Below are 14,675 nucleotides of genomic sequence, written 5' to 3' on the forward strand. Positions count from 1 at the left end.
TCACAGCCGCGCCCCGCCTTCCAAGGACATCCGATGCCGTCACCGCGGGGATGGCGCGCACGCCGCCCGCGCGACGGCATCGTCGTGCATCGCCGCCGAACTGGCGCCCTGCCGCCGGGCGGCCGTCACCTCCGCCCCGCCCAGCAAACTGATCAGCCCCGCCAGCAGCGCCGCCGCCGCCAGGACCAGGAACACGTACAGGGGATCGGCACTCAGCGTGCCGATGACGCCGATGACCGAGGGCCCCAGGATGCCGCCCACCCGGTTCAGGCCCACCGCCACCCCCAGACCCGTGCCGCGCACCTCGGTATGGTAGGTCATGGCCTGATAGTTGTTGAGCACGGCCTGGGCGCCGAAGATGCAGAACCCGGCCGCCGCCACCAGCGCCACCGTCGCCGGGCCGCCGCTGACCACGCCCAGCCCCGCCATGGCCAGGACGGCCAGCAAATACCCGCCGGCCATGGTCTTTACCCGGCTGCGCCAATGGTCGGCCAGCCAGCCGGCGGCCATGCCACCGAAGATGGACGCGACCATGATGAGGGTGCCGTAGGCGAAGGCCGAGGAAACCGCCGCCCCCCGTGCCACCACGATGGTCGGCAGCCAGCCCGTCAGGCCATGCACGCAAAAGAGGCTGAGGAAGCCCACCGCCCAATGCACCAGGGTGTTCCGGCGGTATATCGGCGCCAGCAGCACCCCAACCGCCGCCTTGGGCGCGCGCCGCGGGTGGACCAGCGCCGCCGTATCGTAGAGCCACGCCCGGTCGGGCCGCAAGGCTGCGAGCAGCCGCCGCACCTGGCCGAAATCCCCCTTGAGGGCCAAGTACTGCACGGATTCCGGCAGCCATAGGGTGGCAGCGACGGCGACCAGACCTGACAAGGCGCCGGTGTAATAGAGCGCCTGCCATCCATGGACGGCGGTCAGGAAGACGCCGGCGAGGCCAGCGCAGATTCCTCCAAGCGACAGCCCCAGCTGAAACACCCAGGTGACATAGGTGTTGGCGCAGCGGGCCGGCGTCCATTCGTTCAAATAGGTCAGCACCAAGGGGGTCACCATGCCCAAGGCCAGGCCCAGCACCAGCCGGCAGACGGCGAAGGCCACCGGCCCCTGCACCACCAGGGCCAGCACCAGGTTGGCGGCCATCAGCAGCCACAGGGCCGCCACCAGGACACGCCGCCGGCCATAGCGGTCCGCCAGCAGGCCCTGCAGGACCGAGCCGATGGCTAGGCCGAAAATGCCAGCCGACAACATGATGCCGATCAGGGAGGGCGACGGCTGCCAGCTGCGGCGGACCAAGGGAATGACATAGGCGGCGTTGAACAGGTCATAGCCGTCGAAGAACATGATGAGGCCCATCAGCAGGGCGAACCGGCGATGGAAGATCCCCATCGGGGCCGTCGCCAATTCCTCCGCCGCGTTAACCGCCGTCGCCATGCCCTACCTCCCTGTCGTTCTTCTTTGATTTCATAGGCCCGGTAATCCGGGGCCCAGTAATCAGGGGCCCGGTAATCAGGCCATTTGCCGTTCCAAGGCCACCCAGTGGGCGGCCCAGTCGTCCGGGCGCGTCCCTACCCCGTAAACGTAATTGTCGGGCCTGACCAGGGCGGCGCTGCAGGCATGGGTCTTGAACCAGGCCGCCAGCACACCGTCCGCCTCCTCAAGGCCACCAGCACCAACGCGCACCAGCGCCAGTCCCGGCAGCGCGGCCACCGCCTCCGGCCCGGTCCAGTCATCCACGATGACCAGCCGCCAGCCGGTGCCGGTCAGGCTATCCAGCCGCCGGCGGCGGCCGTCCACGTCCAGGATCCAGGGTTGGGGAAACAGGGTGCCGTTGGCGGGGTGGGGCGTGACCGCCAGGAGCCCCTCCTCCAGCCGGGGCAGCACGTTCTGCCGCGGTTCATCCCGCACCGGCCCGCCGGCCTCGGCCAGCAGGCGACGGTCGCGCATCCGGGCCAGGTCGCGGTCGCGCTCGCAAATGACGGCGCCGATGGCCTTGATGCGGCCGGTGAGGTCGCGCACATGACGCGACCGTTCCACGCCATAGCTGTCCAGCAGGCCCTCGCCACCATGCCCCTCCAGGACGGCGGCCAGCTTCCAGGCCAAGTTGGCCACGTCGCGGATCCCCTGGCACATGCCCTGGCCCAGGAAGGGCGGCTGCTGATGGGCGGCGTCACCGGCCAGGAAGGCCCGCCCGCGCCGCCAGTCATGGGCCACCAGGGCGTGGAAGCGATAGCTGGCCTGGCGCCACAGGGTGCCGTCCTCCGGCGTCAGCCAGCGCGACAGCAGGCGCCAGGCCCCCGCCTCCGTCGCGGCCTCGCGCAGATCCTCGCCCTCGTTCAGGGAGATTTCCCAGCGGCGGTGGTTCCCGGGCCCGATGACGTAGGTGGCCGGACGGTCAGGATCGCAGTACTGGACGCTGACGGCCGGCAACTTGGCCTGACCACGCTCGTTCACCCGGACATCGACCACCAGCCAAGGCTCATCGAAGGCTAGGTCGTCCAATTCGATCCCCAGCAAGGTGCGCACCAGGCTGGACGCGCCGTCGCAACCGATGACGTAGCGGGCGCGTATCGCCTTCGCGGCGCCCATCGCATGCCGCAGCGCCAGGGTCACGCCACCAGCATCCTGCTCCAGCCCTTCCAGGGTCACGCCCAGGTCCACCGTCACCGACGGCAGCGCCCGCGCCCGATCGCGCAGGATGGCCTCAACCGGCGGCTGAGTGAAGACAAGGGACGGCGTGTAGCCCAGGGGGAAGGGCGGCGCCACAGTGGTGAAGCGTTTGATCAACTGGCCGTCCACGCCGTAGTACTCCGACGGCGTGAAGGGTTCGACCCACGGTTCCACCGCCTCGGCCACGCCCAGATGCTGGAACACGCGCATGATCTCATGGTCCAGCGCGATGGCCCGGGGCTTGTCATAGACCTCGGTGCTGCGATCGCAGACATAGGTCCGCACCCCCGCCTGGCCCAGGAGACCCGCGGCCACGGCGCCGGACGGGCCGAAGCCGACGATGGCGACGTCGTAAACCTCCGCCATCTCAGCCGACTTCATCCTGGCCAACCTCGTCTTGAATCATGTTGGCCAGCAGGCCCACGCCTTCGATCTCCACCTCCACCCGGTCACCGGCGCGCATCCAAACCGGCGGCGTGCGGGCGAAGCCCACGCCGGCGGGGGTACCCATGACGATGACGTCGCCCGGCTCCAGCGTCAGGCATTCGGTCAGAAGGGCGATGGTTTCGGCCACGCCCCAGATCATGCTGTCGGTGTTGGCGCTCTGCATCACCTGGCCGTTCAGACGGCATTGGATGGCCAGGCCAGCCCCGCCGGCGGGTAGGGCGTCGGCCGTCACCAGTTCAGGCCCGAAGGCGCCGGTGCCGTCGAAATTCTTGCCGATGGTCCATTGCGGCGTGCGCTTCTGGTAATCCCGCACCGAGATGTCGTTGAAGCAGCTGTAGCCGAAGACATGCGCCAGCGCCCGGTCCTGCGGGATATGGCGGCCGGCCTTGCCGATGACCACGGCCAGCTCCGCCTCATAATCCAGCTTTTCCGAGACGCGCGGGCGCAGCGCCGGCGCGCCCGCGCCGATCAGCGAGGTGGCGGTGCGCATGAAGAACCAGGGATAGTCCGGCTTCTCCCGCCCGCCTTCCTTGGCGTGGTCGTAGTAGTTCAGGCCCAGGCAGATGATCTTGCCCGGCCGGGGCACCACCGGCGCCAGGGTCAGGGATGCGCGGTCCAGGCGGGGCGCGGCGGACGCCAGGGCTGCCTTGCCCGCCGCGACCAGATCCACACCGGCCAGCAAGCCGGCGGTGACGTCGGCGGGCACCTGGGGCTGGGCCTGGTTCAGGTCGATGACGGCGTTGCCATCGACGACGCCCAGGCGGGGACCGGCTTTTGAGGTGTAGGTGACGAACTTCAAGGGAGCCACTCCTGAGAAAAGGTAAGGGAGATCAGCCGGCGGGTGCGAAGAACACGGCGCGTTGCGCCTGCTTCAGCGCCGGGGACGGCGGATGGGAAATGCCCCACTGGTCGACGCGGCCGGGCGGCCAGGTCCAGTTCTCCGGCGCGCCGGTGGGATAGCTGTCGTCCACCTGCTGCACCTCGGCCGTGTATTCGATGACCACGCCGAAGGGACCGATGAAATAGTTGAAGCCGTTGTTGCCGGGCCCGTGCCGGCCGGGACCCCATTCGATGGCGTAGCCGGCGTCGCGCATGCGGCCACCACCGCGCATGACAGACTCCAGATCCGGCATGAGGAAGGCGATGTGGTTCAGGCTGTCGGTATCGGCATCGCCCAGGGCCACGCTGTGGTGGTCAGGACCGCAACGCAGGAAAGCCATGATGCGGGTGCGGTCCGAAAGCTTGAAGCCCAGGGCCTGCTCAAAAAAAGCCTGGGTGCGGGCCACGTCCCGGCTGTTCAGCACCACGTGCGTCAGGCGGATGGGACGGTCCGGCACCTCGCCCGCGTCGGCGTGTTCCGCATCACCGTGGACGAAGCGCAGGATGCGCCCGTCCGGATCGGCCACGGTCAGCCCCATCCCGCCCCCCGGCTCCGTGACCGGGCCCACGGGCGCCAGGATGCGACCGCCCGCCTCGACCACCGTCCGCGCCAAAGTATCCAGCGCCGGCAGGCTGCGCACCTGGAAGGTGACATTGCGGATTTGCGTCACCGGCCCCGCATGCAGGGACAGCAAATGATGCGCGGCGGCGGTACCCCGCAGATAAACGGCGTCATGGGTCCGGGCAACCACGTCCAGATGCCAGACCCGGGTGTAGAAATCCTCGGCCACGCCCACGTCGGGCACCGTCAGGGCGACGCTGCGCAGGCCGGCGACGTGGGGTGAGGCGATGTAAGGGGATGGGGTCATGAGCGTCCTCATCAGGGCCAGGATGGACGGCGTCACCCGTGCACCAAACCGGCGCCGGCCACGCCGTGGATGCAGATGGCCTCATCTTCGTCGCCGGTGCCGCCGCTGGCACCCACGGCGCCCAGGATGGTGCCGGCCGCGTCCTTGATGACCACGGCCCCGGTCTGCGGGATGAAGCGCCCCTGCCCCGCGGCGGCCAGGGCGCCGAAGAAGGTGGGGTTGTCCTGGGCCCGCTGGTTCAGGGCGCGGGAGCTGGCGCCCATCGCCGCCGCCGCCCAGGCCTTGCCCAGGGCGATGTCGGTGCGGAACATGCTGGCGCCATCCTCGCGCTGCAGGGCCTTCAGGTTGCCGCCCTCATCCACCACGACCACGGCCATGGGGCGATGGCCCTGGGCCCGGGCGTGGGCCAGGGCGCGGCCGAGGATGTCGTTGGCTTGGGCAAGGGTCAGGGTCATGGGGTATGCCTCCAGGGATCAGCGGGCTGATCCCGTGCCTATGGGGTAGAGCGGATCCGGGCTGTCGTGGGGGATGTCGGACGCCTGCGCCACCACCGCCGCCATGCTGCGCGGCAACTCCACCGGCAGGTGGCCTTGGGGCGCGGCCTTGCCCGTCACCACGTCCAGCAGGGCGGTGTCGCTGACGCCGAAATCGACATAGAGACGGGCCGCCTTGTCGCGGATGTCGGTCAGGATGGCGGGGCGGTCCAGATAGACGCTGACGACGGCCGGTACCTTGGCCGCCACCGCCGCCTTCAGCACCTCATAGTCCGCGTTGCCGTCATGGAAGCCCAGGTCGCCCTCATGCTGGATCTGGCCGAAGGTGTAGTTGGGGTGCAGGGTCTGGAAGGGCGCGGACAGGCGCAGCAGCGCCACGTCGGCCTGTTTCAGGTCATCCACCACCGTCAGTCCCGCGGCCCTGGCGGCCTCGGCGGAGACACCGCGCAGGTAGACCTTGCGGCCCATGAGTGGCGCAGGGCCGTTGCCCGCCTCCAGCAGCACCATGGCGCGGGCCTGGGCCGCCAAGCCCTCGCCCTTGAAGGCCGGGGCACCCACGACTTTGGCGGCGGCCGCGGCATCCACATAGGGATTCTCGAACAGGCCCTGCTGGAACTTCAGGGCCAGGACGCGGCGTACCGACTGGTCCAGCCGTGACGGCGCCACCAGGCCCTGCCTCACGGCCGCCAGCAGTGGGGCGGGATCATCCACGCCGCCGAACTGGTCCAGCCCGGCCAGCAGGCCCTTGGCGAAGCGCGCCGGGGCGGACAGGTCCTCCACGCCCCAGGCGGTGGAGAACCCATCGAAGGTGGGTTTGGTCCCCGGCGGGAAGCCGCCGCGGCAGGCCTGGTCGCAATCGTTGGCGATGGCCCAGTCGGACAGGACGATGCCCTGGAAACCATAGGTGTCGCGCAACAGGTCGGTCAGCAGCCATCGGCTGAAGCCGGCACCCACCGGTTCCGCCGGCCGGCCCTCCACCACCATGTCCTTCAGGATGGAATAGGTGGGCATGACGCCGGCCACATGGGCCGCGAAGGCGCCCTTGAAGGGCAGGACATGCAGGTCGAACTGCGCCGGCCGCACCACGGAATAGCGGCCATAGCTGTTGTGGCTGTCGAAGCCATCCTGCGCGGCGCCATAGCCCACCCAGTGTTTCACGATCGCCGAAACGCCGGTGGCGCCGGGCCCGTCGTCCCCACCCTGGAAGCCCTCGACATAGGCCTGCACCAGACGGCGATCCAGGTCTGGATCCTCGCCGAAGGTGCCGTTGATGCGGGGCCAGCGCGGCTCCGTCGCCACATCCGCCATGGGCGACAGGGTTTGGTGTATGCCCACCGCCCGGTATTCCTGGCGCGCAATGTCGCCGAAGCGGCGGACCAGCGCCGCGTCACCGATGGCGCCCAGGCCCAAGGCCTCCGGCCATTGCGAGAAGCCGGCGGACGCGATGCTGGCACCGGCGGTCATCTGGAAGTGATGGCGCGGGTCGCTGCTGAGGGTCAGCGGTATGCCCAGGCGTCCACCCTCCGCGATTTCCTGCAACTGATTGTTCTGCTCCGCCAATGCCTGGGGCTTGGCGATCTGCCGGGTCGTCATGGTGGTGACCGCCAGGTCGCGGATCAGGTGCGCGGCGGCGGCGAAATCATAGGGCCCGCGCATGGTCGCGAAGGCGAAGCCGCCCTCCGGCGGCGCCGTGCCGTGCAACAGGGTGCCGGCCTTCTCCTCGACCGTCATGCGGCCCAGCAGGTCGGCCACACGCGCGGTCACCGGCAGGCGCCAATCCTCGTAGGGGTCCAGCACGCCGTTGCCGTTCAGGTCGCGAAAGGCCAGGCCATCCACTTCCAGCAGGGGCTTCACCCGGCTGCCCAGCGCCGGCTGTGGCGGGCCGCCGGCGGCGGGAACGGCCAACAGCAGGGCCAAGGTCACGGCAGCGCTCAGGCGGATGGTGGGTCGCATGGCCCTGGGGCCCCCTGTGACATTGGGAAAAGGGGGCGTGCCGCCCGGAAGGGCAAAGGGCGGCACGCCCAGGGGAAGCGAGGCACAGCCTCGGAGGAAGGTCAGAACCCGGCCTTGACCCGGACGCCCATGTAGCGTTCCCAGTCCCGCGACAGGCCGGCGATGATGACGTGGCCGCTCCAGAACTGGCTGTCGACCAGGCTGCGGTAGTTATGCTTGTCAAAGACGTTGTTGACGAAGAACTCGGCCGACCAGTCGCTGTCGCGGCCGTGGATGCCGGTGCTGAGGTTCAGGATGCCGAAGCCGCCCTGCACCGTCAGCGGGTTGCCCAGCGGGTCGTATTGCACCCGGCTTTGGTATTTGTAGAAGGCCCCGAGGTCGGCATCGAACGGCAGGCTGGGCAGCGGCACGATGTAGTTGGCCGACAGGTTGAACTTCCACTTGGGCGAATAGGGCAGCTGGGAACCGGCCAGGTTCTTCTGCACGCTGCTGCCGCCGCTGCCGACGACACAGCCCTGGGCCACGGTCTGCCCCTTGTAGCAGGGGGCGTTGGGCAGGTCGTCGATGGTGGCGTTGATGTAGGCGACGTTGGCGCCCAGCCGCAGGTCCTTGATCGGCACCGCCGTGACGTTCAGCTCCACACCCTCGGTCTTCACCTTGCCGGCCGCCAGCGTCTTGAACACGGGTGCCGCCGTGGGGTCGTTGGGCGGCAGATAGATGGTCTGGACGGGGAAGTTGTCGTAGTCGGCATGGAACAGGTCCACATCCACCATCAGGCGGCGGTTGAACCATTCGCTCTTGGCGCCGATTTCCACATTGTTGACCACCTCGCTGGCCAGGGGCACCAGCTTCGCCCCGGTGGCGGCGGTGACGTTGTCCTCGGTATCGTAGGATTTGCCGGATTCCGCGTGGGCGTATGTCACATAGGACATGACGTTTTCCACAAAGCGGTGCTGCAGGCTGGCCTCCCCCGACAGGAAGGAATAGGAGGTGTCGCCGACGTTATCGAGGCTGACCTTGGTGTAGGTGGGCCGGAACAGCCAGTTGTAGTCCAGCTTGTCCGACTGGTACCGCAGGCCGCCGGTCAGCGAGGTGTCGGGCAGGAACTGCCAAGTGGCGCGCGCATAGCCGGCCGTGCTTTGCGTTCCCGACGTGCGGTACCAGTCGGTGGGCGCGATGGCGCGGCGGTAGTCGTACTTCACCTCCAGGTCGCTGTAGATGAAGCCCACCAGGTACTTCACCGGCCCCGTGTCGTCGGAGCTGAAGCGCACCTCCTGCACCGTGTTGTCGCTGTTGCCCCGCTGATGGAAAAAGCGATCGGCCGGCGCCACCGGCACGTTGATGGCGACGAAGTCACCCGTGACGTTCTGGTCGCTGCTGGCGAAGGAGGTGAGGGAGCTGAGGGTGCCGAAGTCGAAGTCATAATCCAGACGCAGGGTGCCGCCGCTGTCACGCGCCGCCGCCGTGGAATAGCGCGAGGAGGCGTAGGCGTTGTTGTCCGGGCCGATGGTGACGCCCGGTTCCAGCTGGCCGATGGTCAGCTGCGATGCCGCCGGGGTGGTGTCGAACCGGGACAGCACCTTGGACGACGCGTCGGCATAGACGATGGCGCCGGACGAGGCGGCACCCGTGGTCGACTGCCCGCCAACGAAGTCCGCCTGGGTCAGCTGGTTGAAATAGCTGGCATTGACCGTCAGCTTGTCCGTCGCCTGCCACTTCACCTTCACCCGGGCGCCCCGGGTGTCCTGGCCACCCAGCTTCTTGCCCAAGGTGACGTTGTGGACGTTGCCGTCCCACTTGTCCTCGAAGGCGGACAGGCTGAAGGCCAGGTCATCCGCCAGCGGGCCGGACAGGAAGGCGCTGACCTTGGTCTGGCTGTCGTCCGTCTGCTCCGCGCTGACCGTACCGGTCCAGCGGGTCATGGACGGGCTGCGGGTGACGATATTCACCAGGCCCGCCGCCGCGTTGCGGCCCGAGAGGGTGGACTGCGGCCCGGGCAGCACCTCGATGCGCTCCACATCGCTCAGCTCGTTGGCCAGCGAGGCCCAGGTCGGCTGGGGCACGTCGTCGAGCACGATGCCCACCTGGGCGGGCAGGTTCTGGGAAATCGGCAGGGTGGAGATGCCGCGCATGGCCAGCGAGCGCTGGCCCGGGAGGTTGCCGGTGACGCCGCCCTGCAGCGACGGGGCGATGGCCGACAGGTCGGACAGCTGGCTCACACCCGCCTGGCTCAGCGCCTCCGGCGTCACCACGTTGACGGTCTTGGGAATGTCCTGGACGTTTTCCGAGCGCTTCTGCGCCGTGACGATGATTTCCTGCAGCCCGAGGTCGTCGTCGACCGTACCGCCGGCCGCCTGGCCCGCCGCCCACGCCGTCCCCGACAGCATCAGGGCACCCGCCGCCGCGGACGCCAAAAGCGCCATACCATGCCCGTGATGGCTACGCATCTCTCGATCCTCCCTGAATTTCTTTTTGCCCGCCCCGCTGGGAAGCCCGTGTCCCGGATAAGGCGGTTGATGCCGGTCGCCGGCTGGCCGGTGCCCCTTAGGGGTAGCCCGGACGCCAGTCAGCGGCTGGATGTCCGCATTACAATCGGCTGCTGAATTGTTGTCTAATAATAAGATTGGCATATCTTATAACCTGGAGTTTGAACTTACCCTCCACCTGCCCCGGCCCCTTCCCCCATGAAGATCGATCCCCGCCGCCTGATGGAATTCCTGGCCGTGGCCCGCCACGGTTCCTTCAACAGCGCCGCCGCCGCCTCCCGCGTGTCGCAGCCGGCGCTGTCCAAGAACATCGCGTTGCTGGAACGCGAGACGGGTGTGCGTCTGCTGGACCGGGACCGCACCGGCGCCCGCCTGAATTCCTTCGGCGAAAGCCTGGTGCACTATGCCCAGGCGCTGGAAACGCTGCTGGAGCGGGCCGCAGAGGAATTGTCGCTGAAGCAGCAGGGGATCGAGGGGCCCCTGGCCATCGGCGTGACGCCCGTGGCCGCCGCCGCCCTGGTGCCCCGCGCGCTGGAGGTGATGACCCGGCAGACGCCGCGCGTCATGGTCTCGGTGGTGGAGGGGCTGGACGATGAACTGTCCCTGCATTTGCGGCAGGGACAGCTGGACCTGATCGTCGGCCCCCTGGGCGTGGGTCCCCACTATGAGGATTTGATCGAGGAGCCGCTGTTCATGGACAGGGCGGAACTGATCATGAGGCCGGACCATCCCTTGGCGACGGCCGCCACCCTCAACCTGCGCGATCTGCAGTCGGCGTCCTGGGTGCTGCCCAGCGCGGGCAGCGTGTTCCGTCGTCAGCTGGAAACCTTGTTCGTCACCGCCGGCACCCGCTGGCCCACCGGCGGCATCACCACCAATTCCATCCTGGCCATCAAGTCCATCGTCATGACCACGGACAGCGTCGCCCTGATGTCGCCCCAGCTGACGGCCGTGGAAAGGGCGGCCGGCCGGCTGCGGAGCATTCCCCTGGCCGACGCCCAGGCGGTGCGGCCCGTCGGACTGATCCTGAACGCCAAGGCGCCCCGCAGCCCGCTGGCGGCGCGCTTTATCGCGATCATGCGCGACATCATCCTCAGGGACCTGCATCCGGCCTGAGGTGACGGCGCTGCGGACGGGGGGCCGCCCGGGGCCTATTCGGACGCGGTGTGGTCGGCGATGTAGCGTTCCAGCGCCGTGGCCGCGTTCAGCATGTGGGCGCGCATGCGGCGGGCGGCCGTCTCGCCATCCCCCTCGGCGATGGCGGCCATCACGCTGTCGTGTTCCTGGCGGGAATGGGCCATGCGGTCGCCGTGGCGCAGCTGGGTCCGGCGGAAGGCGTTCAGCCGCTTGCGCACCGCCATCGCCTGTTCCGCCATGAAGCTGTTGTGGGTGGCCCGGTAGAGGGTTTCGTGGAATTCCCGGTTGAAGGCGTCATAGGCGTCGACGTCGCCCCGCTGCACCATCTCCAGGGAATCCCCGTGCAGCCGCATCAGGCGGCTGCGTTCCAGTGGCGTCATGCGATGCGTGGCGAGGCGCACGCACATGGCCTCGATCTCCGCCGTGGCCTCGAACATGTCCATGATGCGTTCCGGGGTCAGCCGCGTCACGACCACGCCCCGCCGGGGGCGCATCTCCACCAGCCCACTGACGGCCAGCTGGCGCAACGCCTCACGCACCGGGGTGCGCGAGGCGCCGAACCGGTCCGCCAGATCCTGCTCGTCCAATTGCATTCCGGCGGGCAGGTCGCCCCGGGCGATCTCGTCCGTCAGCGCGTCACGGATGCGGTCCGAGAGCAGCGCCCGCTCCTCGGACAGGCCTTCCGTCAGGTCGACGACCGCGCTCATGATGTCTCAGCCCCCCACGATGCCCCGGACGATAAGATAAAGGATCGACGGGGCGACAAGGCAACCTAGACCTGTATGGAACGTGGCCGTCAAGGCGCCGTAGGGCACCAGCCGCCGATCGGTCGCCGCCAGCCCGCCGGAAACGCCGCTGACCGTTCCCATCAGGCCGCCGAAGACCATGGCGCTGCGCGGATTGTCCAGGCCGATGGCCTTGGCCACGATCGGCGTGCCCACCATGACCAGCACCGCCTTGAAGACGCCGGTGGCGATGGACAAGGCTATGACCGCCGAACTGGCACCCAGGGCCGCACCGGTCACCGGGCCGACGATGTAGGTGACGGCGCCGGCGCCGATGGTGGTGATCGACACCGCGTCGGTGTACCCGAAGGCGACCGCGATCAGGGAGCCGACGATGAAGGGCAGGATGGTGCCCAGCGCCAGGGCCAGCGCGCCGACCGCGCCCGCCTTGCGCGCCTGGACCACGTCCACCTCGAAGGCCGTGGCGACGATCGCGAAGTCGCGCAGCATGGCGCCACCCATGAGGCCGATGCCGGCGAAGACCGGGATGTCCACGACCCCCTTGTCCCCACCCGTCCACAGGCCGGCGGCGAAGGCGGCCGCCAGCCCGATGACGATGGCGATGGCCGAGCCGTGGACCCGGCCGAACAGAAGATGCTTTGAAATCGCGTTCGACAGCCACATCACCAGGCCGACGATGGCGAACGCGGTCAGCAGGGCATTGGCGGACAGGGCGTGTTTCAGGATTTCCATGACCCGTCCCCCGTCAGACCGTAGGCTCGCCGGCGGACGGCGTGCGCGCCCTGGCCTTGGCTTCGATCTCATCCATGGTCTCACCCTTCTTGCCGATGCGGCTGATCAGGGCGACGGTGGCGAAGCAGACCAGCACGGCGGCCACGCCGGCGATGAGCACCAGCGGCCCGCTGCGCGCCGCCACCAGCACGTTCTGCTGGGCCGCCATGGCCACCACGATGGGAATGTAGAGGGCGCCCCAGAACTCGACCCCGAACTTGACGCCGGCGGTCATCAGCCCCCGGCGGGTGAGCCACAGGCGCGCCGCGATCAGCAACAACATGGCGATGCCGACACCGCCGACATTCGCCTTGACACCCAGGGCCGACCCCAGCAGGTCGCCCAGGAAGCCGCCCAGAAGGGTGCAAATGGCAAGCAAGGCCACACCGGAGATGGTCATGGGAGACCTCCCCCGCGCACCGGTCGATCAAAACGCAAAGCCGCCATCGTATCCCTCCCGTGCATGCAGACTCTGCCGGTCCGCAGATTTAAAAATACACGACATTGAATTTTACGCAATTGAGGATACACTGTCGGCGACAAATCCACCTTGCGCATACGAAGGTCGATCATGCGGGATTGGAACACCAAGGGCCGGGACAGGCAGGCGCGGCTGGAGGCGGGCCTGCGCTTTGCCACGGGCAAGATCGTCGCCGCCCAGGACCTCGTCGCCTTCCTGGAAGCGACCCTGCGCCCCGGCGACCGGGTCTGCCTGGAAGGGGACAACCAGAAGCAGGCGGACGTGCTGGCCAAGGCGCTGGCGAAGGTGGACCCGGCCAAGGTCAACGGCCTGCACATGGTGCAGTCGGGCGTGGTCCTGCCGGAACATTTGGACATCTTCGAAACCGGAATCGCCCGGCGGCTGGACTTCTCATACTCCGGCCCGCAGTCGGCGCGGATCGCGCGCATGATGTTCGGCGGCCAGATCGAACTGGGCGCCGTCCACACCTATCTGGAGCTTTTCGCCCGCTACTTCATCGACCTGACGCCCCAGGTGGCGCTGATCGCGGCGGTCAGCGCCGACAAGGATGGCAACCTCTATACCGGCCCCAACACCGAGGACACACCCACCGTCGTGGAGGCGACCAGCTTCGGCAAGGGCCTGGTCATCGCCCAGGTGGGCGAGATCGTCGACCGGGTCCCGCGCGTCGACATTCCAGCCGACCAGGTTCATTTCGTGGTCGATGCCGGCCGTCCCTTTTATGTCGAGCCCCTGTTCACCCGCGACCCGGCGGCCATCACCGAAACCCAGATCCTGACGGCCATGCTGGCCATCAAGGGACTGTACGCCCCTTACGGTGTGCGCCGGTTGAACCACGGCATCGGCTTCAACACCGCCGCCATCGAACTGCTGTTGCCGACCTATGGCGAGCGGCTGGGCCTGAAGGGCAAGGTCTGCACCCATTGGGCGCTGAACCCCCACCCCACCCTGATCCCCGCCATTGAAAGCGGATGGGTGGAGCAGATCCATTGCTTCGGTTCCGAAGTGGGCATGGAAGACTACATGCGTGCCCGGCCGGACATCTTCTTCACCGGTCCCGACGGGTCGCTGCGGTCCAACCGGGCCTTCTGCCAGACCGCCGGCCTGTACGCCTGCGACATGTTCATCGGCTCCACCCTGCAGATCGACTTGGCGGGCAACAGCTCCACCGTCACCGGCGGCCGGGTCGCCGGATTCGGCGGCGCGCCGAACATGGGGTCGGACGCCCGCGGCCGCCGCCACCCCAGCGCCCCCTGGCTGCGCGCCGGCCAGGAGGCGGACCCGGACGGTCCGCCGCCCCTGCGGCGCGGCCGCAAGCTGGTGGTGCAGATCGGGGAAACCTTCGGCGACGGCAACGCACCCATGTTCGTGGAGCGCCTGGGCGCGCTGGACCTGGCCGACAAGCTGGACCTGGACCTGGCACCGGTCATGGTCTACGGCGACGACGTCACCCACATCGTCACCGAGGAAGGCATCGCCAACCTGCTGCTATGCCGTGACAAGGATGAACGGGAACAGGCCATCCGGGGCGTCGCGGGCTATACCGAGGTCGGGCGCGCCCGTGACCGCACGATGGTGGACCGGCTGCGCGAACGCAAAGTCATCCAGCGGCCCGAGGATCTGGGCATCGATCCCTTGGACGCCGACCGGGGCCTGCTGGTCGCCCATTCCATCAAGGACCTGATGATCGCCTCGGGCGGGCTCTACCGGCCGCCCAGCCGCTTTCGCAATTGGTGAGGCCCCGC

12 protein-coding genes are annotated in these 14,675 nt (G+C 68.4%); 2 read left to right on the plus strand and 10 right to left on the minus strand.

The genetic code is table 11. From position 1 onward, the window contains the following. Window positions 1–39: 39 nt before the first annotated feature. From FBZ87_RS19455 to FBZ87_RS19485, 7 genes are all read right to left on the minus strand, one after another. Window positions 40–1,431: an MFS transporter gene (locus tag FBZ87_RS19455; RefSeq protein WP_145612257.1), complete on the minus strand. Its 1,392-nt coding sequence runs from the start codon at window positions 1,429–1,431 to the stop codon at window positions 40–42. A 75-nt stretch (window positions 1,432–1,506) separates the two neighbouring features. Next, window positions 1,507–3,048, minus strand: a complete 1,542-nt coding sequence (locus FBZ87_RS19460; protein ID WP_211107015.1) for a bifunctional 3-(3-hydroxy-phenyl)propionate/3-hydroxycinnamic acid hydroxylase — start codon at window positions 3,046–3,048, stop codon at window positions 1,507–1,509. Further along, a complete protein-coding gene (locus FBZ87_RS19465) occupies window positions 3,035–3,913 on the minus strand; it encodes a fumarylacetoacetate hydrolase family protein (protein WP_145612258.1) in 879 nt (292 codons plus the stop codon). Before FBZ87_RS19465 ends, FBZ87_RS19460 begins: the two co-directional genes overlap by 14 nt. Before the next feature lie 31 nt (window positions 3,914–3,944). Further along, on the minus strand, window positions 3,945–4,862 hold the full coding sequence (locus FBZ87_RS19470; protein ID WP_145612259.1) for a VOC family protein: 918 nt from the start codon (window positions 4,860–4,862) through the stop codon (window positions 3,945–3,947). A gap of 32 nt (window positions 4,863–4,894) precedes the next feature. Then, window positions 4,895–5,317, minus strand: coding sequence for a GlcG/HbpS family heme-binding protein (locus tag FBZ87_RS19475; protein ID WP_145612260.1), 423 nt, complete (start codon window positions 5,315–5,317; stop codon window positions 4,895–4,897). An 18-nt stretch (window positions 5,318–5,335) separates the two neighbouring features. Then, complete coding sequence (locus FBZ87_RS19480) at window positions 5,336–7,309, minus strand: glycoside hydrolase family 3 protein (protein WP_145612261.1); 1,974 nt, start codon at window positions 7,307–7,309, stop codon at window positions 5,336–5,338. A 101-nt stretch (window positions 7,310–7,410) separates the two neighbouring features. Next, the gene (locus FBZ87_RS19485) at window positions 7,411–9,756 is read right to left on the minus strand and encodes a TonB-dependent receptor (protein WP_186454847.1); all 2,346 of its coding nucleotides are present in this window, start codon (window positions 9,754–9,756) and stop codon (window positions 7,411–7,413) included. Window positions 9,757–9,993: 237 nt separating this feature from the next. On the opposite strand from FBZ87_RS19485, the gene FBZ87_RS19490 reads away from it, so the two are divergent. Beyond that, the gene (locus tag FBZ87_RS19490) at window positions 9,994–10,911 is read left to right on the plus strand and encodes a LysR family transcriptional regulator (RefSeq protein ID WP_145612263.1); all 918 of its coding nucleotides are present in this window, start codon (window positions 9,994–9,996) and stop codon (window positions 10,909–10,911) included. Between the two features lie 35 nt (window positions 10,912–10,946). On the opposite strand, the gene FBZ87_RS19495 is transcribed toward FBZ87_RS19490, so the two are convergent. Genes FBZ87_RS19495 through madL form a run of 3 tightly spaced genes read right to left on the minus strand, consistent with a single transcriptional unit; the run spans window position 10,947 to window position 12,849 of the window. Continuing rightward, a complete protein-coding gene (locus FBZ87_RS19495; RefSeq protein WP_040846232.1) occupies window positions 10,947–11,639 on the minus strand; it encodes a GntR family transcriptional regulator in 693 nt (230 codons plus the stop codon). Window positions 11,640–11,645: 6 nt separating this feature from the next. Beyond that, window positions 11,646–12,410 carry a malonate transporter subunit MadM gene (gene madM, locus FBZ87_RS19500; RefSeq protein WP_145612264.1) on the minus strand — a complete coding sequence of 255 codons (765 nt, stop codon included), beginning with the start codon at window positions 12,408–12,410 and terminating at the stop codon, window positions 11,646–11,648. A gap of 13 nt (window positions 12,411–12,423) precedes the next feature. Continuing rightward, entirely contained in the window at window positions 12,424–12,849 is a 426-nt protein-coding gene (madL, locus tag FBZ87_RS19505) for a malonate transporter subunit MadL (protein WP_040846234.1), read from the minus strand. Window positions 12,850–13,020: 171 nt separating this feature from the next. Here madL and mdcA point away from each other — a divergent pair, with 171 nt between their 5' ends. After that, complete coding sequence (gene mdcA, locus FBZ87_RS19510; RefSeq protein ID WP_145612265.1) at window positions 13,021–14,667, plus strand: malonate decarboxylase subunit alpha; 1,647 nt, start codon at window positions 13,021–13,023, stop codon at window positions 14,665–14,667. Window positions 14,668–14,675 lie beyond the last annotated feature (8 nt).

Origin of the sequence: Nitrospirillum amazonense (assembly GCF_007828035.1) — a bacterium.
In the GTDB taxonomy this organism is placed as follows: Bacteria; Pseudomonadota; Alphaproteobacteria; order Azospirillales; family Azospirillaceae; genus Nitrospirillum; species Nitrospirillum amazonense.